At 43.5% G+C, this 24,576-nt stretch carries 22 protein-coding genes; 7 read left to right on the forward strand and 15 right to left on the reverse strand.

Annotated features, from left to right (window positions below):
• The first annotated feature begins 147 nt into the window (after positions 1-147).
• A complete protein-coding gene (locus tag J0L83_10485) occupies positions 148-2,004 on the forward strand; it encodes a phosphoenolpyruvate carboxykinase (GTP) (GenBank protein MBN8664995.1) in 1,857 nt (618 codons plus the stop codon).
• Positions 2,005-2,065: 61 nt separating this feature from the next.
• On the opposite strand, the gene J0L83_10490 is transcribed toward J0L83_10485, so the two are convergent.
• Both J0L83_10490 and J0L83_10495 read right to left on the reverse strand, forming a co-directional pair.
• Positions 2,066-2,620 (reverse strand): 1-acyl-sn-glycerol-3-phosphate acyltransferase, encoded by a 555-nt coding sequence (locus J0L83_10490; protein MBN8664996.1) that lies wholly within the window; start codon positions 2,618-2,620, stop codon positions 2,066-2,068.
• A 24-nt stretch (positions 2,621-2,644) separates the two neighbouring features.
• The gene (locus J0L83_10495; GenBank protein ID MBN8664997.1) at positions 2,645-5,044 is read right to left on the reverse strand and encodes a response regulator; all 2,400 of its coding nucleotides are present in this window, start codon (positions 5,042-5,044) and stop codon (positions 2,645-2,647) included.
• A gap of 259 nt (positions 5,045-5,303) precedes the next feature.
• On the opposite strand from J0L83_10495, the gene J0L83_10500 reads away from it, so the two are divergent.
• Both J0L83_10500 and J0L83_10505 read left to right on the forward strand, forming a co-directional pair.
• The gene (locus tag J0L83_10500; GenBank protein ID MBN8664998.1) at positions 5,304-6,566 is read left to right on the forward strand and encodes a glycoside hydrolase family 5 protein; all 1,263 of its coding nucleotides are present in this window, start codon (positions 5,304-5,306) and stop codon (positions 6,564-6,566) included.
• A 249-nt stretch (positions 6,567-6,815) separates the two neighbouring features.
• Positions 6,816-8,288, forward strand: coding sequence for a glycoside hydrolase family 5 protein (locus tag J0L83_10505; GenBank protein MBN8664999.1), 1,473 nt, complete (start codon positions 6,816-6,818; stop codon positions 8,286-8,288).
• Position 8,289: 1 nt separating this feature from the next.
• On the opposite strand, the gene J0L83_10510 is transcribed toward J0L83_10505, so the two are convergent.
• On the reverse strand, positions 8,290-8,811 hold the full coding sequence (locus tag J0L83_10510; protein MBN8665000.1) for a RidA family protein: 522 nt from the start codon (positions 8,809-8,811) through the stop codon (positions 8,290-8,292).
• 67 nt (positions 8,812-8,878) lie between these two features.
• On the opposite strand from J0L83_10510, the gene J0L83_10515 reads away from it, so the two are divergent.
• On the forward strand, positions 8,879-10,093 hold the full coding sequence (locus J0L83_10515) for a TlpA family protein disulfide reductase (protein ID MBN8665001.1): 1,215 nt from the start codon (positions 8,879-8,881) through the stop codon (positions 10,091-10,093).
• Here the strand turns inward: J0L83_10515 and J0L83_10520 are convergent, their stop codons facing one another.
• A complete protein-coding gene (locus J0L83_10520) occupies positions 10,094-10,585 on the reverse strand; it encodes an asparaginase (GenBank protein ID MBN8665002.1) in 492 nt (163 codons plus the stop codon).
• 109 nt (positions 10,586-10,694) lie between these two features.
• Here J0L83_10520 and J0L83_10525 point away from each other — a divergent pair, with 109 nt between their 5' ends.
• Positions 10,695-11,786, forward strand: a complete 1,092-nt coding sequence (locus J0L83_10525) for a class I SAM-dependent methyltransferase (GenBank protein MBN8665003.1) — start codon at positions 10,695-10,697, stop codon at positions 11,784-11,786.
• Here the strand turns inward: J0L83_10525 and J0L83_10530 are convergent, their stop codons facing one another.
• The 5 genes from J0L83_10530 to J0L83_10550 form a co-directional block, all read right to left on the reverse strand.
• The gene (locus J0L83_10530; GenBank protein ID MBN8665004.1) at positions 11,787-12,284 is read right to left on the reverse strand and encodes a dCMP deaminase family protein; all 498 of its coding nucleotides are present in this window, start codon (positions 12,282-12,284) and stop codon (positions 11,787-11,789) included. It abuts the gene before it with no gap.
• Between the two features lie 62 nt (positions 12,285-12,346).
• Positions 12,347-13,210 carry a ChbG/HpnK family deacetylase gene (locus tag J0L83_10535; GenBank protein MBN8665005.1) on the reverse strand — a complete coding sequence of 288 codons (864 nt, stop codon included), beginning with the start codon at positions 13,208-13,210 and terminating at the stop codon, positions 12,347-12,349.
• Between the two features lie 47 nt (positions 13,211-13,257).
• Positions 13,258-14,001: a hypothetical protein gene (locus J0L83_10540; GenBank protein MBN8665006.1), complete on the reverse strand. Its 744-nt coding sequence runs from the start codon at positions 13,999-14,001 to the stop codon at positions 13,258-13,260.
• A 47-nt stretch (positions 14,002-14,048) separates the two neighbouring features.
• Positions 14,049-14,372, reverse strand: coding sequence for a hypothetical protein (locus tag J0L83_10545; protein ID MBN8665007.1), 324 nt, complete (start codon positions 14,370-14,372; stop codon positions 14,049-14,051).
• A 58-nt stretch (positions 14,373-14,430) separates the two neighbouring features.
• The gene (locus J0L83_10550) at positions 14,431-15,156 is read right to left on the reverse strand and encodes a polysaccharide deacetylase family protein (GenBank protein MBN8665008.1); all 726 of its coding nucleotides are present in this window, start codon (positions 15,154-15,156) and stop codon (positions 14,431-14,433) included.
• Positions 15,157-15,261: 105 nt separating this feature from the next.
• Between J0L83_10550 and J0L83_10555 the strand changes: the two genes are divergently transcribed.
• Positions 15,262-15,693 (forward strand): hypothetical protein, encoded by a 432-nt coding sequence (locus J0L83_10555; protein MBN8665009.1) that lies wholly within the window; start codon positions 15,262-15,264, stop codon positions 15,691-15,693.
• Positions 15,694-15,698: 5 nt separating this feature from the next.
• Here J0L83_10555 and J0L83_10560 read toward each other — a convergent pair whose 3' ends face one another.
• The gene (locus J0L83_10560) at positions 15,699-16,634 is read right to left on the reverse strand and encodes a LysR family transcriptional regulator (protein ID MBN8665010.1); all 936 of its coding nucleotides are present in this window, start codon (positions 16,632-16,634) and stop codon (positions 15,699-15,701) included.
• 161 nt (positions 16,635-16,795) lie between these two features.
• Between J0L83_10560 and katG the strand changes: the two genes are divergently transcribed.
• Positions 16,796-18,994, forward strand: a complete 2,199-nt coding sequence (gene katG, locus J0L83_10565) for a catalase/peroxidase HPI (protein ID MBN8665011.1) — start codon at positions 16,796-16,798, stop codon at positions 18,992-18,994.
• A 54-nt stretch (positions 18,995-19,048) separates the two neighbouring features.
• Here the strand turns inward: katG and J0L83_10570 are convergent, their stop codons facing one another.
• From J0L83_10570 to J0L83_10590, 5 genes are all read right to left on the reverse strand, one after another.
• Positions 19,049-19,588 (reverse strand): hypothetical protein, encoded by a 540-nt coding sequence (locus tag J0L83_10570; protein MBN8665012.1) that lies wholly within the window; start codon positions 19,586-19,588, stop codon positions 19,049-19,051.
• A 153-nt stretch (positions 19,589-19,741) separates the two neighbouring features.
• Positions 19,742-20,848 (reverse strand): linear amide C-N hydrolase, encoded by a 1,107-nt coding sequence (locus tag J0L83_10575; GenBank protein ID MBN8665013.1) that lies wholly within the window; start codon positions 20,846-20,848, stop codon positions 19,742-19,744.
• Between the two features lie 22 nt (positions 20,849-20,870).
• A complete protein-coding gene (locus J0L83_10580; GenBank protein ID MBN8665014.1) occupies positions 20,871-22,595 on the reverse strand; it encodes an amidohydrolase in 1,725 nt (574 codons plus the stop codon).
• Positions 22,596-22,736: 141 nt separating this feature from the next.
• Entirely contained in the window at positions 22,737-23,939 is a 1,203-nt protein-coding gene (locus J0L83_10585; protein MBN8665015.1) for an AraC family transcriptional regulator, read from the reverse strand.
• A gap of 76 nt (positions 23,940-24,015) precedes the next feature.
• A complete protein-coding gene (locus J0L83_10590) occupies positions 24,016-24,570 on the reverse strand; it encodes a DUF4256 domain-containing protein (GenBank protein ID MBN8665016.1) in 555 nt (184 codons plus the stop codon).
• Between the last annotated feature and the right edge of the window lie 6 nt (positions 24,571-24,576).

Below are 24,576 nucleotides of genomic sequence, written 5' to 3' on the forward strand. Positions count from 1 at the left end.
TAATGTTTGCATTGTCTTACAACTGTCATTTTAACAAAGCCGCTGATAATTGTCATTTTTAAATTCCTGTTCAAAATCGTCCTTTGGATAGCAAAAATTTGTCAAGCAACCGTTAACACCTAATTTCAATTAATAAATTTTTCTACTATGTTCGAAACCAAAACATTTGCCTCAAACAGCACATTTGCTGCGCCATTGGGGCTGCAGGAATGGATTGGCATTATGGAGAAACATTTTACTCCTGATGCAGTTCATTGGTGCGATGGCAGCGATGCAGAATACAATGCGTTATGTCAGCAGTTAGTAGACAAGGGTACATTCATCAAACTCAACCCTGAAAAGCGTCCGAATAGTTTTGCCTGCTTCAGCGACCCCAGCGATGTGGCTCGCGTAGAAGACAGAACTTATATCTGCAGCCGCAGAAAAGAAGATGCTGGTCCAACCAACAACTGGATGGAGCCCAAGGAAATGAAAAAACTACTGGAAGACCTCACAGCTGGTTCTATGAAAGGCCGTACCATGTATGTGATTCCTTTCTGTATGGGTCCGGTAGGTTCTCCGCTTTCCCGTTATGGTGTGCAGATTACAGACAGTGAGTATGTGGTGATCAATATGAAGATCATGACCCGCATGGGTGCACAGATCATGCCTTATCTGCAATCCAACGAATGGGTAAAATGTATCCATACCGTTGGTGCACCATTGCAAGCAGGCCAGGCAGATGCCAAATGGCCTTGTAACCCAACTGTAAAATATATCACACATTTCCCTGAAGAAAGATTGATTATCTCTTATGGTAGTGGTTATGGTGGTAATGCTTTACTGGGTAAAAAATGTTTCGCTTTACGTATTGCCAGTGTAATGGGCCGCGATGAAGGTTGGCTGGCAGAACACATGCTGATTCTGGGTGTGGAATCTCCTGATGGAGAGAAAACCTATATCGGCGGCGCTTTCCCAAGTGCTTGTGGTAAAACCAATTTCGCCATGCTGATTCCACCATCAGGACTGGATGGCTGGAAGATTACCACCATCGGTGATGATATTGCTTGGATTCATAAAGATGAAACTGGTCGCCTACGCGCCATTAACCCCGAAGCAGGTTATTTCGGTGTAGCCCCAGGTACCAATACCAAAACCAATCCAAACGCGATGGCTTCCATCGCTGCCAATACCATTTTCACCAATGTGGCCATCACACCTGATGGTGATGTATGGTGGGAAGGCATGACAAAGGAAGTACCCGATGGGTTGATCGATTGGCACGGACAACCTTACGATAAGAACAGCGGTAAACCTGCTGCACACCCCAACGCCCGCTTTACAGCGCCGGCTTATCAAAACCCGGTAATTGATAAAGATTGGGATAATCCAGAAGGTGTGCCCATGCATGCATTTGTATTTGGTGGTCGCAGAAGTACCGCCGTACCATTGGTATACCAATCATTCAACTGGTCATTTGGTGTATACCTTGCTGCTACCATGGGTAGTGAAATGACTGCTGCAGCATTTGGTGAAATTGGTAAAGTAAGGCGCGATCCATTTGCGATGTTGCCATTCCTTGGCTACCATATGGCCGATTATTTCAACCATTGGTTACAGTTTGGTCGCGACCTGCCTAACCCGCCACGCATTTTTGGTGTGAACTGGTTCCGCAAGGACGATCAAGGCAATTTCATTTGGCCGGGCTTTGGTGAAAACATGCGCGTGCTGAAATGGATTGTGGGCCGCATTCGCGGAAAAGGTGCCGGTGTGGAAAGTCCAATTGGTTGGGTACCACGTTACAGAGATGTTGACTGGACCGAAAGCGGCTTTACCAAAGAAGACTTTGATAAAGTAATGACCATTGACAGAGAACCATGGAAGAAAGAATTGCTTGGTCATGAAGAACTGTTCGCACAGCTGTACGACAGACTGCCTAAAGAGTTCTTCTATATGCGTGAGTTATTGTTGTCTTCACTCTGGAGAAGCCCCGAACATTGGGGTCTGGCTCCGGAAAGACATTAATGCCATATGAAAGGTAAATAGGGTAATCCCGGTTCTCAAAAAGAGCCGGGATTTTTATTGCTTACAATAAATGTGCAACACCGTTTTCCGGAATTTTTCCATCAACTGATGCAAAAAATGTGATGATGCGTTTGAAATCTGCAGCTTCATCATCTGAAGGATAAAAATGATCACCAACCACGCATTGCTTATTACCAAAATCAAGCCCTACCATAACAATCGGCACACCTGCACCTTTGGCAATATGATAAAACCCACTGCGCAATTTGTCTACTTTTTTTCTCGTGCCTTCCGGCGATAAAGCAAGCATAAAATCATCCTTACCGCGAAACATATCTATTGCTTGTTCTACCATGTTTTTTCTGCTAAACCGATCAACGGGCGTACCACCCAAACTTTTGAACCACCAGCCAAATGGCCCTTGAAACAATTCTTGCTTACCGAGAAAATGAGAATGTTTCAGCTTCATGGTGTTTCTGAAACCAAGACCAATGATGAAGTCCCAGGCACTTGTGTGTGGACCAACAATAATCACACACTTACGCAGATGATAAGGAAACTCACCGCGCTGTGACCAACCGTTAATACGTAAATATGTTTTCCAGAATAATGACAAGCAATTAAAAGTACGGGGATTTAGTTAATTCCCAATCGTATGGTGATAGACCATATTGTACAGATCGCGCGGATTAAATGGCTTTACAATAATTCCATTAAAATAAGTAGAGAATGTTTTGCTTTCTATCTCACTTGGAACTGTTGCGGTTAATGCAACAATGGGCAGGTTATCGCCGCGTTCGCGGATGATCTTAGTAGCTTCATAGCCATCCATCACCGGCATGTGCATATCCATTAAGATCAGTTTGTGTCTGTCTGTATCCAGCTTTTGGATAGCTTCTTCACCATTTCTTGCCACCTCAACTTTTGCGCCCCATTTCTTCAGGAAGGATTCCGTAACAAGGATATTCATTTCATTATCCTCTACCAGCAAAATATCTACACCATTCAGGGTATTGTCCTGATTATTGCTCTGTGTGGATTTCTGCATTTCTGCATGAATGCTGCTGGCTTCTTTATCACTCAGCGGATATGTAAGGGTGAAATAGAAAGTTGAACCCTTACCTGCTTCGCTTTGTAACTGAAGCATCGCTCCTTGTCTTTCCAATATCAATCTGCTGATGGCCAAGCCTAGACCGGTGCCGCCAAATCTTCTAGATGTAGAAGAATCTGCTTGTGTAAACCTTTCGAAAATGAATCGCTGTTTTTGTTCTTCAATACCAATACCGGTGTCTTCTACCATCACTTTTACCGTTACATCATTCTCGGTTTGTTCTTCTACCAGAATACTTAAACACACCCAACCCTCTTGTGTAAACTTAATGGCATTGTGTACCAGGTTCGTGAACACTTGCGCAACACGCGTGGGATCTGCCATTACCTTATTGGTTAATTTATCATCCAAACGCATCCGCAGTTCAATGCCTTTTTCTTTCGCATAGGCACGCATGCCCAACATCACATTCCGCGCGATGGATAAGAGATCAACCTCTTCCGGATAAAAATCAATCTTTCCTGCTTCAATCTTATTGTAATCCAAAATACTGTTCACAATAGACAAAAGGTTGTCAGCTGAAAACAACAACACATTCAATTGCTCTTTCTGATCTTCTCTCGGATTATTCTTCAACATCAAATGCGTCATGCCAATGACTGAATTAAGCGGAGTACGAATCTCGTGCGACATCACCGATAAAAACTCAGACTTCGCACGAAGACCGCTTTCAGCAAGTGTCTTGGCTTTATTGAGTTCATAAGAGAAACGATACGCCAGAATCAAACACTGTAAAAAGAAGAACACCACATAGCCCATGGTTTCCAGCACGCGGCTATCCCTGGTAATACCAAAATGCTGCAGGTTTACATTGATCAAGATCATCAATAAAACGAGCAGACTCACAACAATATACCCCGATGCTAAACGCTTCAGATAAATTGCCCGGAAGAAAACATATGTTCCATAGGCAATGAATAGAAAAGTAGTAATCAGGAAATAGTTAATGGTTCTGGTGAACAGTGTTGTTGGCAGAAATAACCCACCAGCAAAAAAGACCAGACAAAAACCAATCATCCATCTTACAATCTGTCTGTTCGCATCTTCTGGATAGAGATGACTGATGTATTGAATCAGGAAAATAACTGAAGCAAACAATGTGAGGTATTCCAACCGAATGTTCACATACCAGCTCACATCTGGAAAAACATTGTGTAAAGCATAACCACCGCTACCAACTATACGATAGCTATAAGCAATACAAAACAGCGCGAAGTAGAGAATAGATTTATCGTGTCTGCCAAAAAGGTATAAACCAAAAAAGAACAAGCCACCCAAAAGCAAACCGCCCGACAAGAGAAAATCAACTGCATTACTTTTTTGCTGCTGACCCATCAACTTTACCGCATCGCCAATGCGCATTTCTTCATAAGGCCCGCCTGTGGCGTGTGAGAAATTGGCGATCTGCAGAATAAGGTGAAGTGTATCACTTTGGGGAAGTACAAGGGTTTCTTTTTTCCATTTGGGGATGTATCCTGCCTCGCTGGTATCTGGCCTGCCGTGTTCAGTCAGTATTCTTCCGTTCACAAAAATCCGCTGGGAGGAATAGACGTCTGGTACGGTGATGGCTAATGGCTTGTGCCCCGGTGGAAGGTAGACACGCAACTGATAAGTTGCATAGTCCATGGACGATAAGTCCACCCCGTTTAATGCTAACTTATTCCAAATCAGCGGAAAGCGAACCCCTGTACCCGCTGCAGTGTCTCCCGGATAAAGGAGCCGGTGCGGATGAATCAGCCATTCGCCGTTCAGAGAATAGGTGTTTTTGGTAAAATCGGCTTTTTGAAGGTCTATTACCCCCTGTTGTGCCGTAATTCTGTGCAGTTTGGGACCGGGTCTGCAGGCAGCAAATAAAAGCATACCAAAGAGCACCAATGAGCAGATACTCAATAGCAAAGGAGTGCTTTTATCAACCGCACTTTGCCTCATTAGATTAATCTTGGTTGCATGATTGGTAACACAAACAATATTAGCACATTATAAACGAAGAAACCGGCGCTTTCTTGCATCCGGATACTATAAATAAAACAGGATAATCCGGTTAGAACAAACAATCGGCGCCCTTTAAGGCCTTTTTAAACAGCGTTGGCTGCAGGCTTTGCTATTTTCGGTGTAGCAATCTTTCGGCAAACCTGCTTCGTAAGTGTTACTGAAAGGGTGCTTATCCAAATCCAAAATCTGATTTTCTATGCAAAAGCCGCTACTCGCTGTGCTCATATGGGCATTCGTCCATACTACATTACAAGCACAAAAATCGCCTGTTCAATATGGCATCAACATGTGTGGCGGTGAATTTGGTGAGAGCCATTTACCGGGTACCCTTAATCTTCATTATAGTTATCCCACCAATGCAGAAATTGATTATTTCTATAAGAAAGGTTTTCGCCTGATTGATCTGCCTTTCAAATGGGAACGCGTACAACGCAGTCTGGGTGGGCAATTAGACAATGCTGAAATGAATGAGATCAGACGGATTGTAGCACATTGCCAAAATCTGGGCATTGGCGTTATTCTCAGTATGCACAATTTCGGTCGCTATACAATGGGTGGTAAGGAGTTCATCATTGGTGGATCACGTGTAAGTAAAGAGCATTTAGGTGATTTCTGGAGAAAGATGGCTTCAGAGATGCGTCATTATAAAAACATTTATGCTTACGATATCATGAATGAGCCACATCATATGGGTTCATTCAAATGGTTTGAAACTGCACAGACGGTGATTTATGCAATCAGACAGGAAGATGCGGTTAACCAGATCATGATTGCTGGCGATAACTATGCGCGCATTGAGCAGTGGGTGCAATACAGCGATGTACTGAAGGACCTGAAAGATCCCTCCGGAAAGATTATATATGATGCGCATTGTTATTTCGACATCGACTATTCCGGCAGATACAAAATGGGCTATGACGAAAACGGCATTGATGAATATATTGGCGTGCGCAGAGCAAAACCATTTCTCGATTGGTTGAAGGCCAACAATAAAAAAGGGTTTATTGGTGAGTTTGGTGTTCCTGATAACGATCCAAGATGGTTAAAAGCCCTGGATGTGTTTATGCGCTATATCAGCGAAAGCGGCATTTCAGGTAATTATTGGGCTGGCGGACATATGTGGGATAATGATTATACCCTTGCGCTAACACCCAGAAAAGGGAAAGATCGTCCGCAAATGAGCGTGATGAGCAGGTATACCAATGTTCGCCCTGTTAGTTCCAGCGTATATGTTGCAACAATGAATGCGATGATCGCGGGTCCTCAGAATAATACAGCAATCGTTAATACTGTTGCAGTTGCTACTCAAACACAGACAGCCAAACCAGCTGTTTCTTCAGCTACACCTGCCAATACCGCATCTGCGGTGTATCTGCCTGGCACTACTATTCTGCCGGCCAACCAAACTCAAACAAACACAAGAAATACCACAAGTGCAGAGTTGCGCTTGAGAAAATAAGTTTATAGTGGGGTGCTTCATAAAGAGAAAAACCGGCAGTTAATGCCGGTTTTCTTATTGTATGGCCGATTTTTTATTGTTTTTTAATGATTTTGTTGCTTTTTATTGTGTTGCTTTGAAGTCCAAGATCCTCGGAAAACCTCCATCCATTTCCTCCTCTAACCACAAGCTGATCCAAATCCTGATTCGGAAGACCCGAGATCAATCCACTTATTTTTTATCCTGGAAGAACCGGTTAAAACACTGTTTATGCAGCAACCGGTACGCCATATTTGTTTCACTTTTTTGCTTAGCGCTTTATTGGCCCTGGGGTCGTTTGGCCAAACCCTGCCCTTCGGTATTAATATGTGCGGCGGCGAGTTTGGTGAAAAAGAATTTCCCGGTACTTATGGTGTTACCTATCAATACCCCTCTAATACTGATATTGAGTACTTCTATAAGAAAGGTTTCCGTTTGATTGATTTGCCCTTTAAATGGGAGCGCGTTCAACCCAAACTGGGCGAAGAGCTGGACGCTTTTCAACTGAAGGAAATGAAACGAGTTGTTGCCTTTTGCGAGAGCAGGGGCATCAAAGTTATTCTGGGCATGCACAATTTTGGCCGCTATCGCATCAACAATCGCGATATCGTAATTGGCAGTCCCTATGTTACACGTGCTGATTACAATGATGTTTGGAAAAGATTGGCCAAAGAGTTCAAGGGTTTCAAAAACATCTATGGCTTCGACATCATGAACGAGCCTCACCACATGGGCGCTTACAGCTGGAGCGAAACTGCTCAACAGGTAATCATGGCCATCCGCTCTGTGGATGCGCGCAATGCCATCATCGTTCCTGGTGAAAACTATTCCAATCCAGACACCTGGGTTAAGTACAACGATGGTCTTCGCAAACTGAAAGACCCTTCTGATAACCTGATTTTTGATGCACATTGCTATTTCGACCGCGACTATACCGGAAAGTATTTGTTGCCATATGAGTTAAACCAGGTAGATGAGTATGTTGGCGTGAGACGCATCAAGCCTTTTGTAGATTGGCTGGAGAAGAACAATTTAAAAGGTATGGTTGGTGAGTTTGGCGTACCCGGTAATGATCCCCGCTGGTTAAAAGCTTTAGATGTATTCATGCGCTATATCAGTGATCTGGGTATGAATGGTTGCTACTGGGCTGCTGGTCCGTTGTGGTCTGATGATTATGCTTTGTCTGTTAACCCAATTGCAGACAATATTGATAAGCCACAAATGAAGATCCTGAAGCAATACCCTTATGCTGTTGCCGATGAAGCAAGTTTATTTGTGAAAAACGCGAATGATAAAATCAAGTATTCTGTTCAAAGAAGAGAATTTGCCTTAGAGAACACCAAAACCTTCTACAGCAGCGCTTACGATTATCGCTATTACCATGCGGTAGCTTCTCAGCAGTACAAGACTAAAACAATAGATCCGGTAAAAAAGATAACAACCCCGGTTCAAACAGATAACAAAAAAGATTCGGCTTCTCCCATCAGCACTAAAGCTGTTGCCGTAACCAATACAAACAAACCGGCCACAGCGCCATCAAACACCAACTATGAAAAACTGGTTACAGAAACTGCAGCACTGGTTGAAAAGACAACGCAGCCAGCAACCATCTTATTACCCGGCTCCAGTCTTATGCCCGGTAAGGAATCAACGATGATGCTTCCTGCTGAAAAGAAAACAGATGCGCCTAAACTGCGCAAATAGTTTACTCTACTTCAACAACCATTTCTATTTCAACGCACATATTTCCTGCGGGTAATGCATTCATACCCACAGCACTTCTTGCATGACGGCCTTTATCACCAAAAACTGCTACCAGTAAGTCTGAGCAGCCATTGATTACTTTGGGCTGATCTGAAAACTCGGGTATTGAGTTCACCATACCCAAGACTTTTACGATACGCTTTACCTTATTCAAATCGCCAACTGCATCTTTTAATGAAGCTAATAATTGTATGGCTGTTAAGCGCGCTGCATCATATCCCTGCTCAATACTGATGTCTTTTCCAAGTTTGCCCGTGATATAGGTTCCATCTGGTTTTTGCGGACCATGGCCTGACAAAAAAATCAGGTTACCCGTTCTTACCCATTTCACATAATTCGCAATTGGCTTACCCACAGCAGGTAATTGAATATTCAACTCTTTCAGCTTGGCCTCGGCTTGCTGGGCTTTTGTGCATAGTGCCAGGCAGATGAAACAGCCTATCAAAAAAAACTTATGGTGCATGGTGCTTGTTTTGTTAAAGATATTGCTTCGTTGTGATCAGTTGCATCAATTCAAGTAATCTTGCGGTATGAAAAGAAACTGGTTCCTGGTATTGCTATCCTGTATTCCCACTTTCATCTTCGCACAAACCGTGCGTCAAGAATATGCTGCTGTATTAACGCTACCAGATGGCGTGCAAATTCCTTTTCGTTTTGAACAGGTTCGCGAACAAAATAAATTACGCTGGTTCATTCTTAACGCCTCTGAACGTTTACTGGTAGATGATTTTCAGCATGCTGGTGATAGCTTACTGGTTCAAATGCCCTTTTTTGAATCTGCATTTAAAGTCTATGTAGAGAAAGACGGACATATGCGCGGCCGATGGATGAAAAAAACAGCCACAGAACCTTTTTCCATTCCCTTTGAAGCAAAGCCTTTACAGGCTATATCTGCAAGCAAAAGCAGTCAGGATATTCAAGGCCGTTGGCGTGTCTCTTTTCAAAGAAGCAATGGCAGCTGGCGTCCATCAGTTGGCTTATTTGAGCAAAAAGATACCCGCATAACCGGTACGTTTCTGAACCCTTCTGGTGATTATCGTTTCCTCGAAGGTTTTATTCAGAACCAACAATTACAGCTTGCTTGTTTCGATGGTTCGCATGCATATCTATTCACGGCTAAGGTTTTGAACGATTCTACAATTGCAGAAGGTGTATTCTACGCCGGACTCGCCGGTAAAGAAAACTGGAAGGCCACTAAAGATGCTAAAGCTAGTTTACCAGATGCGCCACTTGTCTTTGCCATGAAACCAGGAGAAAACAAATTGAATTTTCGTTTTCCTTCGATTGATGGAGATACGGTTTCACTTAGTGATGCGCGTTTTAGAAACAAACCTGTTATCATTCAAATCATGGGGTCCTGGTGTCCCAATTGTATGGATGAAACAGCAATGCTGAGTACATTTTATAAACAGTATCGCAACAAGGGCATAGAAGTGTTGGCGCTTGCTTATGAATACTCTACTGACTTTGAGCGTTCACGCAAAAGCATTGATCGATTCAGAAAACGTTTTGATGTGCAATACCCAATGTTGGTAACAGGTGTTACAGTAACCGATGAAAAGCGTGCCGAGAAAACATTGCCTCAGTTAACGGGTATTCACTATTTCCCTTCAACCATATTTATAGGAAAAGACGGCACCGTTCGATACTTACATCAGGGCTATGCAGGACCCGCAACAGGTAAGGAGCATGAGGCCTTTATGGCTGATTTTTATAGAAAAGTGCAGTCGCTGCTCGCGGAATAATTACTTGCTCAACTCTTCAAATTCGCCAGTCTGCTTATTCTTGCGCACATTGTGCCAATGAAAATAGCGGCCATTCATGGCTACATATACGCCCGGTGGCAAAGTTTGTACGAAGGCAAGTGCACTGCCTAGATTGAATAAACCATCAGAGCTACCAAACTTATAAGGAATCATGGCGCCTGTAAGCACAATTGTCTTGTCTTGAATGTGTTCAGCAATTACCCTTGCTGTTTCTGCCATCGTATCAGTACCATGTGTAATGATGATCTGATGCTCCTCCGTATTCTCACACTGCCTAACAATAAGTTCCCTGTCGGCATCTGTCATCTCCAGGCTATCAATCATCATCAAGGTGCGCACATCCAGTTCTAACCTGCAACGACCCAGCTTCAGCATTTCAGGCAGATGGGTGTCTTTGAAAAAGAGTTGTCCATTGAGTTCGTTGTACTCTTTATCGAATGTTCCGCCTGTGATGAATATTCTGATGGCCATAATCGTAGTATAAGACACAAAAATACAGTCAAAGCTGATTGTACATTTTTTTAATCTTCACACAAAACTTCAAGTATAAATAAACCGTACTTTTATTTCGCTAATCCTAATGATCAATAACTGGATCCACATCCTTAAATGCCCTATAACGGGCAAACCTTTACGCCTGCTGCATTTGGAAGAGATTACCGATCTCAACCATAAAGCCGCACGCCTCCAATTGTGGCATGCCAATGGTACCACTTTCAATACGGCCGTAGTAGATGCACTTATTTCTGAAGACAATCAATATGTCTATCCAGTTATCGATGGAATCGTGTTGCTGTTAAAAGATCTTGCTGTAGTAGACGCTCCGCATAAATTATTACAAGAAGACCTGAACAGCGATAAACAACTGGTACGCAACTTTTATGATCAGCAAGGCTGGGTCAGTAATGCAGAAGGAGATTATACAGATGCTGTTATTTATGAAGACCTCAGACCTGTTTCTGCCGAATATATTCAACGCTGCCATGAGCGTGTAAAGACCAATCTGCTGCCTTCTGGTGAATTTTTATTGGATGCTGCTTCTGGCGCCATACAGTTTGATATTTACCATAGCTATGCTGAGCAATACACGTATCGTGTTTGTGTTGACTTTTCATTTCGTGCATTGAAAGAAGCCAAACAAAAAATTGGGCGCAAGGGCATCTTCTTGTTATGCGATATTGCTAACCTGCCGCTGCGCGACAATACAATGGATGGCTTTATTTCACTGAATACCATTTACCACATTCCTGCAGATGAGCAGATTCATGCCGTGCATGAATTATATCGTTCACTAAAGCCCGGCGGTAAAGGTGTACTCGTGTATGAATGGTTCAAATATTCCAGTTGGATGAATTTGTCACTACTGCCTTTCCGCGGTATCAACTGGTTAAAGAATCGATTTGTTGATGGTTTATCCAATATGTTTTTCCATCATAAAGCACCCAGAAAGTTATATTATTTTATACATCCGCCTGCCAGCTTTCTTACGGCCCTGCCTAAACATGAGTTAAAGGTATGGCGTAGTTTAAGTGTGCCCTTTATGCGCTATTATATACACGATTGGCTGGGCGGCAAAACGATACTCAACTGGATTTATCAAAAAGAAGAGCGCAGTCCGGCAGAATGTGGTAGAAAAGGTGAATACCCTATGATGGTATTCACCAAACAGTAACTATACTTTGTGTGCCTGAAATGAAAGCACCAATTCTTCAATATTGGTTTGAACCTGTCTGCAAGCAACACCGGCACTCTCTAACATTTTTCTCGAAGCTTTGAATACATCTTCACCAGCATATTTGTCTGATAGATAAACCACTTCTTTTATGCCCGATTGTATAATGGCTTTAGTGCATTCATTACAAGGAAACAAAGCCGTATAGATTTTACAACCATGCAAGTCCATACCAATATTATTGAGAATGGCATTGAGTTCTGCATGACAGACATAAGGGTACTTGGTGTTCAGAAAATCGCCTTCTCTGCTCCATGGAAAAATGTCATCACTGCAGCCCATGGGTAGTCCATTATACCCTGCACCCACAATTTTGTTTTGCTGGTTCACAATACAGGCTCCTACCTGTGTACCGGGATCTTTGCTGCGCTTTGCTGACAGCAAGGCAACACCCATAAAATATTCATCCCAGGAAATATAGTCTTGTCGCTTTTGCACAGTTATGATTTTGATGCTCGTACAAATATCTTGTTTTGAAGCGTTTCGGTGAATTGGTTTCTTTACATTGGTCTTTTCATCTTCGTGATACCAATTTGTTGGTTAAGCATTGCATAATTCACCAGCTTAATCCTGTTTTTCTGCAAGGCCTTCCTCAGCTCTGGCGAAATCAATGCATTCAACTCAGCTTGTCTGTGTTTACTCATTGCTGCCGGCGCGCCAGGATTTAGATCATCCATAGCCGCAAGCTCATCGTTATCAATACCCACGTGTGTTACCAAAAGCTGAACTGCACCTGATTTAAGCGCATTTACTTGTTCTATCAATTGTGCTTTCTTATCGGCTGGCGCCGCGAAATACATACCTGTCATATCTTTTTCGCCGTAATAACGGGATATACTTAGGCCAAATTCGTTCGCAAGTTTTTCTACAATTGCTCTGGTCTCCAATGTTTGCATGGCTGCGCCCATATGATAGTCGAGATAGCTAATCGCTAATCCCGCACGTTTCGCTTTTTCAATTTGCGCGCGCAACTCGAATTCTATTTCGTGTAAAGCTGGATTATTAGCAAACAGTTTTGTCCGGGATGGGAAAAAATTACCCATCGAATCTACGAGTGAGGGTACCATGTGTTTGCCTGATACCGGCCCCCACCGATATTGTTTCCATTCGCTGTTAAGGGTGAGGTGAATGCCCACTGCAACATGCGGGTATTGTTTCAGGAGGGCTACTGCGTCTTCAAACCAGGGGCAGGGAACCATAACCGACATCGAAACAGGTAAACCCGTTTCCAATACTTTCTTAGCAGCCATATTCACGCTACGGCTCATACCAATATCATCACACCTTATTAATAAGGCCACACTGTCTTGTGCTCGTGCAGACAATTGCAGAAACAAAATTAGTAGTATAGAAAAGCAGCGCATGGTTAGGTTTTTACTAAAGATACCAATTAGCTGCGCTGATTCTTAGATTAAGATGTAAGCTTGTACGCCTCACGTAATAGCTGCATGAGTGAAACGGCTTCTTGTTGCAAGGTTTGCATACGTGTATATGCTCTTTTGCGGATAGATCTGTACACTTTGATTTTATTGTAGTACTGACCAAGGGTAGCCGCATCGCTACGTAACAAGTAGTTTTTGTTACCCTGCTCCATTGCTTCAATACCGATAGCAGCTTTGTCCTTGTCTGCATGAAGGTTGTCGTGTAAATCCTGATGCAGATCGTAAAACTTCAGGAAGATTTCTTCCAGGTTGTTTTGTGTTTTCTCGTGCTCTTTTAATCTGGTATCATAGAGCGTGATTCCATCAGCAGCTTTCTTATTGCGGATTAATCTTAATCCGCCCGCATTCTTCAACTGTTGCAGGGTTTTATCCGTTGGAAAAAAATCGCGATAGCCAATAATCAGGCCCAGACTATTGCGCAACTGATGATCATAGCCTTTAGTAAGTAAATCGAAACGATTAATAATGGTATCAAAATGCGGATCCTGTGAATCAAACGCAATCATGGATAAGCGTAGTTTGGCTGTATCTTGCTGCAGGTCTTCAATCATGGATTTAACATACGCATATTCCCTATCGCGTTCGATCTTGTGCTCCAGTTGATATTCTGCCATTGATCCGCAGAATACGGCCAGAAACAACATCAGAAATTCCCAGAAATAGGCTTTCCAATTTTTCTTACCATGATGATGAGCATGATGATGTACTTCCATAGCAGCAGACTTGTTGCCGACAAAATACAGTTTTTATCTATAATTATTTATTGGAGCCAGCGTTCTGCTTCGGCATAATCTGTAGTAACCAATATTTGACCGCCGTGGTTGCGAACAACATTTTCGTAGAATTTACCGTCTTCCATATAACGCGGTTGAATCACAATGGCAACTTTCTTTAAAAACTCAGTGAGGGTGGCTGTTTCTTTACCCAACTCCAACAACAGCAGGATAGATACTTTATAATCTAGATTTCTTTCATCGCAGAGCACTTTGTAGACATTAGCCGCTTCGGCTTGAGCATTCATTTCGCGCACAAAGGCAAATAGCTGCTCAGCAGATTCGTTGATGCCAGATGCCTCAACAATCATGCATTGGTTGGTAAGGGTATAAGTAGCGTGAATGGACATGGCCAGCAGTCGATTCAGGCTATAAATGTCGGGGATATTGCGGTCTTCGGCCGATTATTTTGCTGAGTGGTACAATGCGGAATCCCTTCTCGTGAATGGCTTTGCAGACCGCATTCAGGTCTTGTACGGAGACAATATCATGAAACAGGATGACGCTGCCCCTGTCTAAGTCCTTCATTGTGTGCTTAATAAGTGTGTCGCCCTTGAGGCCATTCCAGTCTTGAGACTCTGCCGACCATAAAACGCCCTTCCAGTTTCGCCGCTTGATTTCGCGAGCAATGGTGGTATCAATCACCCCATAGGCCGGTCGATAATATGGAAATCGGTCTATAACACCGAGCTCCTTCAAGCGTCGTTCGCAGGAGTCCATATCAGCAATTTTTTGTGCTTCTGTAAGTTCCCGAAAATCATCATGCTTCCAGCTGTGGATACCCAACTCAAACTGTGGCGCATCAAATAGTTGAAGATTGGTTGCATTAACGGAACGCATGATGAGAAAGAAGGTAGCGGGTATATTGTTTGCTTTCAGGTAGTTGACCAAGTTGGGTGTGTTTTCAATAACCCCATCATCAAATGTGAGTGCTACTTCTTTCTTCTTTGTTTCAGCTTTGTAAAAAAACTGCTTTACCACACTGTCCTGATGGCTTTCCAAAAAGTTCACAAAATATGGGTTCAGATTCCAACCAGGTTTTTGTGCAAGCATGCCAATTGGGCAAATAAGCAATAACAGAAGCATCCTTTTCATTGCAACAAGATACAACAAGTAACTTTGGATCAAATTTGTTAAACAATTGCATAGATGCAACGCTTGAGTACAATTTTTCGTCAGGCTGATAGATAATCTTGTTTTATGCGTAGAAAAATACTTGGCGCCTTTCTGGGTTTGACATTATTTGTACTTGCTTGCAGCAAGCCAATTGACATTGGTGGTGATTGCGCGAATAATGCACCGAGCATTGGCGAGCAAAATAATAAAACCGCTGATGAGGCTGTCTTGAAATCCTTGTATGATGAATTAATCATCTTGTCACAAAGCAATAACTGCACTGGTGATAAAACCTGGCGCATTACACCTTATGGCGCCAAAGCTTGTGGCGGACCCATCGGCTTTTTGCCCTACAGAACAGATATTGATACCGCCTGCTTTCTGCAAAAAGTGTATCATTTTACACAGCAGCAACAACTATTCAATACGCGCTATGGTATTGCTTCAGATTGCAGTGTTCCGCCCACGCCCAAATCTGTGCGATGCAATAACGGTAAGGCTGAGTTAGTGTATTAATCAGTTTAATCGCTGATCTCCACCACTTTTTTATTCTTGAGTTGTTGCATGGGTGCGGGCACAATTTGCAGCACTTCTGCTTTTAGTGTCTCGATCAGTTTTGTTTTGAGGTGATCTCTGTGTGTCACCAAACTCACTTCTCTCGCCGGTCTCGGTTCCTTGATCTGCTTCACCAGCTTCAGCTGGTTTTTATTGAACTCCATTACAGCAAGTTCCGGTAGAATGGTGAGACCATCGCTCTTATCTACCATGCGTTTCAAGGTTTCAATATTGCCTGTCTCGTATCTAAAATGATCGTCCTTAGATCTGCGCAGTTCGCATAAGTTCAGTATCTGCGACCTGAAGCAATGCCCCTCTTCTAATAACCACAATTTATCCGGATCAATCTCGCTAGGCAAAACATAGCGCTTATCGTACAAAGCATTCTTGCGCGAAACATACACAAACAACTCCTCGTAAAACAAAACCGATTCTTTAATGGCCGCATCTTTCAAAGGCGTTACCACCAAGCCACAATCCAGTCGGTTCTGCTTTAACTCATGTACAATCTCTTCCGTAATCGTTTCGCGGATGATGAGGTTGAGTTGGGGATATTTCTCGCGCATGCGTTTAAACAGCGGTGGCAGCAGATATGGCGCTAGTGTTGGAATGATACCCACGCGTAATTCGCCCGTCATTACATCCTTCTCTTCATCAATCAATTGCTGAATCCTTCCTGCTTCGCGCAGCACCAGTCTGGCCTGTGCAATAATGCGCTCACCCATCGCTGTTGGCATCACCGGCTGTTTGGTTCGGTCAAAAATCTTCACACCCAATTCTTCTTCCAGTTTCTGCACTTGCATGCTCAAAGTTGGCTGGGTGACAAAACATTTTTCCGAGGCCAACACAAAGTGGCGGTGGGTATCCAATGCAACGATATATTCCAATTGGGTTAGTGTCATAGACAAAAACTATATAATCATAAAAATAATCAATTTGATTTATCAACGAATCACGTGTAATCTTGCTCAGTGTTTTAGGCTGCTGCCTTGAACAAAACGCCTCATTCAAGCATTTACATTTTCAACGAAATAAATCAAGTCATATGGCAGACAATCATGCAATGTCGGGCGATATCAGCAAATGCCCTTTCCACAACGGTACCATGAAGAAGGGTACTGCAGGTTCTGCGCCAACCAATCGCGATTGGTGGCCTAATCAAATCAAACTGAACATCCTGCGTCAGCATTCCAACCTCAGCAATCCCATGGACCCCGGCTTCAACTACGCCGAAGCTTTCAAAACCCTGGACCTCGCTGCGGTGAAAAAAGACCTGACCGATCTGATGACCACTTCACAAGACTGGTGGCCAGCCGATTACGGTCATTATGGTCCTTTCATGATTCGTATGGCATGGCATAGCGCCGGTACTTACCGTATTGCCGATGGTCGCGGTGGAGCCGGAAGCGGTACACAGCGTTTTGCGCCATTAAACAGCTGGCCTGATAATACCAACCTAGACAAAGCCCGTTTGCTCCTGTGGCCTGTGAAACAGAAATATGGCAACAAGCTGTCTTGGGCAGATTTGATGATCCTGGCGGGTAACGTAGCATTGGAGAGTATGGGCTTCAAGACTTTTGGCTTTGCCGGTGGACGTGAAGATGTGTGGGAACCAGAAGAAGATATCTATTGGGGTTCTGAAACAGAGTGGTTAGGTGACAAGCGTTATTCTGGCGATCGCGATCTGGAAAACCCATTGGGTGCAGTTCAGATGGGTTTGATCTATGTAAACCCTGAAGGACCTAACGGTAATCCTGATCCAGTAGCTGCTGCTCGCGATATCCGCGAAACATTTGCCCGCATGGCAATGAATGATGAAGAAACAGTAGCCCTTATTGCCGGTGGTCACACTTTCGGTAAAACACACGGTGCTGCTGATCCTTCTAAATATGTTGGCCGCGAACCAGCCGCTGCACCAATTCAGGAAATGAGCATGGGTTGGAACAACACATTTGGTAAGGGTCATTCAGAAGATACGATCACCAGTGGTTTGGAAGGCGCTTGGACAAGCACACCAGCTAAGTGGGGACATGAATATTTCAAGAACCTGTTTGAATATGAGTGGGAATTAACCAAGAGCCCGGCAGGTGCACACCAGTGGGTGGCCAAAAATGCCGAAGCAACCATTCCTGATGCACACGTGGCTGGCAAATTCCACAAGCCATTCATGCTAACAACAGATTTATCACTTCGTTTCGATCCGGCATACGAGAAAGTATCTCGTCATTTTTATGAAAACCCCGCCGCGTTTGAAGATGCATTCGCACGCGCTTGGTTCAAGCTCACACACAGAGATATGGGCCCTCGCGCTCGTTACCTCGGTGCAGAAGTGCCTGCTGAAGAATTGATTTGGCAAGATCCTGTTCCTGCAGTTGATTTTGAATTGATCAATGAAGCAGATATCGCTTCACTGAAGCAGCAAATTCTGAACACCGGTTTATCTGTAGGTGAATTAGCAAGCACAGCTTGGGCTTCTGCATCTACTTTCCGTAACAGCGATAAGCGTGGTGGTGCAAACGGTGCACGTGTTCGTTTAGCTCCGCAGAAATTCTGGGAAGTCAACAATCCTGCACAATTGTCTAAAGTATTGAGCGCTTTGGAAGCAATTCAACAAAGCTTCAATGCGAATGGTGGTAAGAAGAAAGTATCGCTGGCCGACTTGATCGTATTGGCTGGTGTTGCTGCTGTTGAAAAAGCTGCTAAGGATGCTGGTGTCAACATCACCGTTCCTTTCACACCTGGTCGTACTGATGCTAGTCAGGAGCAAACTGATACTGCTTCATTCGCAGTACTAGAACCAAAAGCTGATGGCTTCCGCAACTATGCAAAAGGACATCGTGCTGCTGCAATGGCAGAAGATATGCTGGTTGATAAAGCACAACTCTTAACACTGACTGCACCTGAAATGACTGCATTGGTGGGCGGTATGCGTGTACTGGGTACCAACTGGGATGGTTCTGCAAATGGCGTATTCACCAAGCGCGTTGGTGTATTGAGCAATGATTTCTTTGTGAACCTGCTCGATTTCAGCATCAGTTGGAGCGCAACTTCTGAAACAGAAGATTTGTTCGAAGGCCGCGATCGCAAAACAGGTAATGTACAATGGACGGGCACACGTGCCGACCTGATCTTTGGTAGCAATACTGAACTGCGCGCTATCGCAGAAGTATATGGCTGCGCTGATGGTCACGAGAAATTTGTACGCGATTTTGTTGCAGCTTGGAATAAAGTAATGCAACTCGATCGTTTTGATCTCGCATAATGAAAACCCCACCATAAAAAAACCCCGACGATTTTGTCGGGGTTTTTCTTTTTATCAATGTTTTGTCCAGAGCTTGCCTACCGTAAAAGCAATACCCCAACTATTGTAGTAATTCCATTTATTGTCCCACACCAACGCAACGCCCACTTCGGTATGCTTAGGTAGATGCACGCCATACTCTGCACCCAATCTGGTGAGGCCCAAATTGTGGCCATGAGAAAATTCAAGGCCCGCACCAAAGACAGCTGTCCAGTGACCAGAAAGTTTGTACATGCCAACGGGTATAACTGCGATAGGGTTTTTTCTTTCTATTACCGAACCGCTTTTTTGTTTCACCACAAATGTTTCAAGAATCCAATCGTTCTGCAAACCAATAGCCCATTTATTATTGAGCCAATAATCATAGTTCAAACTCCACGATGCAAGAGGCAGCCATTGTGTTTGTCCGTTTTGTCTGCCTTCTGAAATACTGGTATGGCCCAAACCAAAACTGAGTCGATGGCTGGATTTGATATTCTTTGTTGTATCCTGCGCATTTGTTTGTATAGCAATCAGCAAAATCAACAAAGTGAACAAATTTGTACGTTGGTGCATTTGTTCCTATTAATTTGTGTGAACACAGTTTTGACCATCTCTGCTTATCTGCATCACCTTACTAGTATTTGGTTTCATCAAATCATGCTTGTGTATTTATAATCCGGCTTCAACAACAAATTCAGATAGCTGCTACTCTTTTCTTAATTCAAATTAACCGACAAGTTTATGGGTGATATCATCGATATCTTGTTCTTTCTTAACATCAAGGGCAAGCCTTAAAATTGACTTAGCATTAAAATTCAATTCTTTGAAATTGATCTGCCTCAATCTTCTGTTGTGCAGTGTGTGGAAATACATCACTTTGTTCTTTGTATCGTAGCAGGTAGTCCAGTTGGTAGCGCTTCTGAGATTGGCATTATCAATTACACCGCCACCTTCTGCTGCTTTTCCTACCGGAAGATTGAAATTGTCTAAAATTCGAAATGCCTCATACATAGTTTCTTTTCCATCTGGGGTAACGCGAGCGAGACTTGCGTTAGCAGCAACGCGCAGCAAGCGAGAAGGAGAGGTAAGGTCACCGGGTATACCAAAGAATTTATTTCCGCCACCAAATTTTACATCAGACAATTTTTCAATTTTACGATGCGATAAAGCTGTGTCTAACTGTACATAGTTTAAAAAGTTCTCCATATGCCAGTCATACGTTGGTCCATTGGTAATTACACCAAGTGGCGCGTCGTGTACTACTGTCTGTCCATTAATAAATTCAATGACAATCGTGTTGCCACTTGAGTCTGTAACACCAAAATGTAACGGTGGTGCCATACCAATGGCGGGTTCCACAACACCGATTACATTGATTTTTTTCATGGTTTCTTTTACATCAGCTACTGAAGCACAATTCGTGAGCAAATAGGGTGCAAAGCCCAATACAGAAATGGTTGAGCTGGCCTTCTTGGAGTCATAAGTAGGATATACCGAATACCCTTCATGGTAAAACGCATTTACCGTAAGTCCCTTTTCATTCATACCATCTATGAGTACATCTTTTTGTAAAGCATCAATACCCACAGCGCCGTATTTGGTTTTCCATCCCAAAATTTTATCACCATTTCCTGCTTTGTCTTGCAAAGAGAAATTTCTTGGAATAACTACTACTCTTGATCGAAGATCAAATGTGCCCCACTCCATGGTTCTGGCAAAAATTACTGCACCATCTTTGGCGACTAATCTTAAACCCGTACAAGTAAATGCGAGCTGAATATTCAGCACTAACAACAAGAAGAGCGCTGTTAGTTTTTTATAAATATGTTTCATTGGACCTGTTTGGGTTGACTAATTATCGTTTTGTATAAATGGTTTTACCTTCTTTTATTGTCTGCATCACTTGAATGTCTTTGAGTTTCATCGGATCAATCTTGAGTGGGTTCTGATCGAGTATCACCAGATCAGCCATTTTGCCTGCTTTCAGACTACCTTTTGTTGCTTCTTCGCGATGCTGCCATGCGCCCCAACTGGTAATACACTGCAATGCCTGATAGGGTGTTAATCTTTCTCCTTCACCCATGATTGTACCGCTTCTACTTACACGATTCACTGTTGTCCAGAGAATCATCATCAGGTTTGGAAATGCCACCGGTGCATCGGTGTGGCTGGTTACATGCAACCCTTTTTTCAAGGCGCTATTGATGGGGCTGATTTGTTTTGCTTTTTCAGGACCAATAATGCGCTTATACCAGTCGCCCCAGTAAAAAGTATGCATGGGAAATAAGGATGCTACCACATCATATTTCTTCAAACTATCTAATTGATCCATACGAATCAATTGCCCGTGAATCAGCACAGTTCTTCTGTCTGTATTACCATATTTATTTGCACCATAAGCCAAAGCGCGGAATAATTGATCGCCGGCCGCATCTCCATTCGCATGCACCAGCATTTGGTAATTGTTGGCAAATGCGGTGTCGATTACTTTAAATACATCTGCATCATTTGGAATAACCGGGTAACCAGCATAGTTCTTGGGCTGACCATCAGGTGGTAATAAATAGGGTTGTGTTCTCCACGCCGTTCTGCCCTGAGGTGATCCATCCAGTGTAAGCTTGATGCCCGCAATACGGTAATGATTTTGATACTTGCTTCCATACCATTTGGTACGGAAGAGTTGTGGTTCAGTATAATCGATATAGGTAGCTATATCCAGCTTGAGCTGACCGCTCTCCGCAAAACCGGCAATGGCATTATGTTGTGGCGACATCGCACGACCTTCTTGCACAGTAGTGTGACCAAAGCTTGCAGCAAGCTCCTGGCCCTTAGATAAAAAGAATACGGCGTTTTCTTTGGAACTAGGTGCCAATACTTTCGTCATCAAGGGAATTGCTGCCAATTCTTCCAGCACACCATCTGGTGTTTTACCGTCTTTTTCTCTTCGGATTAGCCCACCCTCAGGATTGGGTGTTGCTGCCGTAATGCCCATTTTTTCCAGCCCCTTCGTATTCATCACACAGAAATGCGCGGAAATATGGACAACGATTATTGGCGTGTCTTTGGATACTTGATCCAAATCTGCTCTGGTTGGGAAACGATTTTCTTTCAGTACTGCATCATCAAAACCCATACCCGCAATCCAACCTTTGGTCTTGCTGAGGTCCGCTGTTTTGGTCCATTTTTTCAATTCCTGAATTAAAGTCGACATGTCGTTACAATTACCATCCGGACTGGCGAGCAAATTGGCGGTTACCGCCTGTGCGCCAAACCCAAAGAAGTGGGCATGTCCATCAATAAAACCGGGCAGAAGGGTTTTTCCCTTCAAGTCAACCATGTCATGGTTGTCTCCAGCGGCTTTCATGGCTTCCTCCTTTCCACCCACAAACAAAATCTTACCATCTTTCTCCACCAAGGCTTCAGCATATTGGGCACTATCGCCTTCCATGGTAATGATGTCGCCACCAAAGTACATGGTCGCATTGCTGTCTTTTGCTTCGGAAACAGCCGGGTTACCTTGGCAGGAAAAAAGCGCCAACAAGAGCATCCAGGCAGAAAGCCTAGTAATAAAATGTTTCATATTGATGTTATTTGAGAATGCGGTGCACCGAATGGTACTCCTTGAAATAATAATAAATCAAAATATGATTTTTGATAGAAAAGCAGCCTTACCAGCCGATTTTGTCTGTTTCAAAAAAGAAAATGAAACAAAAAAGCGAATTTATTCTGCTGATTGGGGCTGATTCTGTCTGTCGAGATACTCCCCCGGTGTCATGCCTTGTTCCTTTTTAAAGGCGCGAATAAATGTGGCCCTGCTTTGAAAACCACATTCCTGAGCAATGGCTTCGAGGGTTTTGTTGGACCACTCGCCAGAATCTAGTTTCTTAATCACAGCATCAATACGAAGACGGTTGAGGTAATCGTTGAAATGCAGGCCATATTCCTGATGAATAAAAGCAGATAATTTGTGTGCCGATAGGCCGGTATCATCAGACAGCTGTCTAAGGGTGTATCGGTGTTGGTTGAAGGGTTGAGCCCGCTGCATCAATTCAGTAAGCACCGGTTTCATTTCGGCAACTTCCTCGGCGCTCAGTCGTTTCTCAACTATTTTGGCATCATCATCAGGCTTTTCTTGATCCATTGTTTTGGGCCCCAATTTAGCCTCTTGCTGAAAAGTATCGGTATAAAGAATCTCGGGGTGTAGCAGGAGGTAAAAACACTGAACAACCATAGCACCGGCGGCAGATGCAGAAAAGATAACCACTTCCAGGTGGCTGTTTCTAAGCGTGATGCCCAATACGGGCAGCAGAAATGTGATTGCTTGGGTATATAAGAATATGTGTAACCATTTCCAGGTATAGGGGGAGTTTACACGAAGCGGATGATCGGGATGTTTGTTCCATTTGCGTAGCAGCAGCCATTGTAATACCCAGTACACCAACATTTGCACAGTTCTGATGATCAGATAACCATAGGTTGGCATCCATTTACCCTGACTTAAGCCGAGTCTGTACTCGACGGCCGTCATTTGCTGATAAATATGCCATTTTTCCAGAGCCGAGAGTGCAAAAAATGGGGCAAGGTCTACCATATACATCAGCACAGGCAAGAGGTGTAGGGTATCTTTCCAAGCCCATGGCTTGGGATCCAGGCATTGTCGCAAGTAAAAAAAAGCCAGTGGTGGCATCAACAAGATGGCGATATAGCCGGTTCTCAGGGTGTGCGCAAACATGGCACCCTCTCCATACACAAAAAGATAAGTAATGCCAATGAGGTAGAGATACGAAAGAAAATAGCCCAATAATAGGCGGCCGGCAATCAGATCACCCTGCTTTCTTCTAAAGAGTAATTGCAATACCATTATCGATAACAAACAAATCGATGTCAGGTATAAAAATGCGTTATCGAGATTGGTGAACTTCATCTGTTGGCCTTAAATCCTGCTTTTGATAAAACCAAAATAAGCAATCAGGCTAACAAAATCGGCAATTGTGGAATGTTCAAATCATGAACTGTGCTCTAAACCCCCTGGCCGCATAATAAGACTGGGCACCGTTATGGTATACAAACACATGATCATATCGTCTGTCGCCAAAAAGCGCACCACCTAATTGGCGAATGGGCGCCGGCGTCAATATCCAGCTGGATGTTTTGAGATCAAATTCGCCAAGGGTTTGCAGAAAACGATATTGCGCTTCGTCTAATATTTGTGTGCCCATTGCAGCGGCCATGTCCATGGCATTGGTGGCGGGTGCGTGTTCTTTGCGCGATAGCAATCCCGCTTGGTCATAGCAACAGCTTCTTCTACCTGCGGGACTTTCGGGCGAGCAATCCATAAAAGTATAGCTGTCTTTCTTCGCATCATAATGCACTACATTGGGCATGCCGCCGCTTACTTCCATTTGTTGTAAAGTAAGGATATGTTTGGCTTGCAGTTTAGCTGCTAGTTTTTCCCACTGTAGTTCGGCAATACCATAACTATTCTTTCGGATACGTTGTTCTAGAATCGATAGTATTTCCTCGTTTTGTTTCGTCTTACTTGTTGATTTTGACATGATCGA

The organism is Chitinophagales bacterium (genome assembly GCA_017303835.1).
In the GTDB taxonomy this organism is placed as follows: Bacteria; Bacteroidota; Bacteroidia; order Chitinophagales; family Chitinophagaceae; genus JAFLBI01.

What these genes read in the sequence shown, in the direction of transcription:
- J0L83_10500 (MBN8664998.1), top strand. Translation starts at nt 5,304, where the DNA reads ATGCAAAAGCCGCTACTCGCTGTGCTCATATGGGCATTCGTCCATACT.
- J0L83_10560 (MBN8665010.1), bottom strand. Translation starts at nt 16,634, where the DNA reads ATGACACTAACCCAATTGGAATATATCGTTGCATTGGATACCCACCGC.
- J0L83_10590 (MBN8665016.1), bottom strand. Translation starts at nt 24,570, where the DNA reads ATGTCAAAATCAACAAGTAAGACGAAACAAAACGAGGAAATACTATCG.
- J0L83_10495 (MBN8664997.1), bottom strand. Translation starts at nt 5,044, where the DNA reads ATGAGGCAAAGTGCGGTTGATAAAAGCACTCCTTTGCTATTGAGTATC.
- J0L83_10585 (MBN8665015.1), bottom strand. Translation starts at nt 23,939, where the DNA reads ATGAAGTTCACCAATCTCGATAACGCATTTTTATACCTGACATCGATT.
- J0L83_10535 (MBN8665005.1), bottom strand. Translation starts at nt 13,210, where the DNA reads ATGCGCTGCTTTTCTATACTACTAATTTTGTTTCTGCAATTGTCTGCA.
- J0L83_10545 (MBN8665007.1), bottom strand. Translation starts at nt 14,372, where the DNA reads ATGATTGTTGAGGCATCTGGCATCAACGAATCTGCTGAGCAGCTATTT.
- J0L83_10515 (MBN8665001.1), top strand. Translation starts at nt 8,879, where the DNA reads ATGAAAAGAAACTGGTTCCTGGTATTGCTATCCTGTATTCCCACTTTC.
- J0L83_10575 (MBN8665013.1), bottom strand. Translation starts at nt 20,848, where the DNA reads ATGAAACATATTTATAAAAAACTAACAGCGCTCTTCTTGTTGTTAGTG.
- J0L83_10510 (MBN8665000.1), bottom strand. Translation starts at nt 8,811, where the DNA reads ATGCACCATAAGTTTTTTTTGATAGGCTGTTTCATCTGCCTGGCACTA.
- J0L83_10520 (MBN8665002.1), bottom strand. Translation starts at nt 10,585, where the DNA reads ATGGCCATCAGAATATTCATCACAGGCGGAACATTCGATAAAGAGTAC.
- J0L83_10485 (MBN8664995.1), top strand. Translation starts at nt 148, where the DNA reads ATGTTCGAAACCAAAACATTTGCCTCAAACAGCACATTTGCTGCGCCA.
- J0L83_10555 (MBN8665009.1), top strand. Translation starts at nt 15,262, where the DNA reads ATGCGTAGAAAAATACTTGGCGCCTTTCTGGGTTTGACATTATTTGTA.
- J0L83_10570 (MBN8665012.1), bottom strand. Translation starts at nt 19,588, where the DNA reads ATGCACCAACGTACAAATTTGTTCACTTTGTTGATTTTGCTGATTGCT.
- J0L83_10540 (MBN8665006.1), bottom strand. Translation starts at nt 14,001, where the DNA reads ATGGAAGTACATCATCATGCTCATCATCATGGTAAGAAAAATTGGAAA.
- katG (MBN8665011.1), top strand. Translation starts at nt 16,796, where the DNA reads ATGTCGGGCGATATCAGCAAATGCCCTTTCCACAACGGTACCATGAAG.
- J0L83_10525 (MBN8665003.1), top strand. Translation starts at nt 10,695, where the DNA reads ATGATCAATAACTGGATCCACATCCTTAAATGCCCTATAACGGGCAAA.
- J0L83_10580 (MBN8665014.1), bottom strand. Translation starts at nt 22,595, where the DNA reads ATGAAACATTTTATTACTAGGCTTTCTGCCTGGATGCTCTTGTTGGCG.
- J0L83_10505 (MBN8664999.1), top strand. Translation starts at nt 6,816, where the DNA reads ATGCAGCAACCGGTACGCCATATTTGTTTCACTTTTTTGCTTAGCGCT.
- J0L83_10550 (MBN8665008.1), bottom strand. Translation starts at nt 15,156, where the DNA reads ATGAAAAGGATGCTTCTGTTATTGCTTATTTGCCCAATTGGCATGCTT.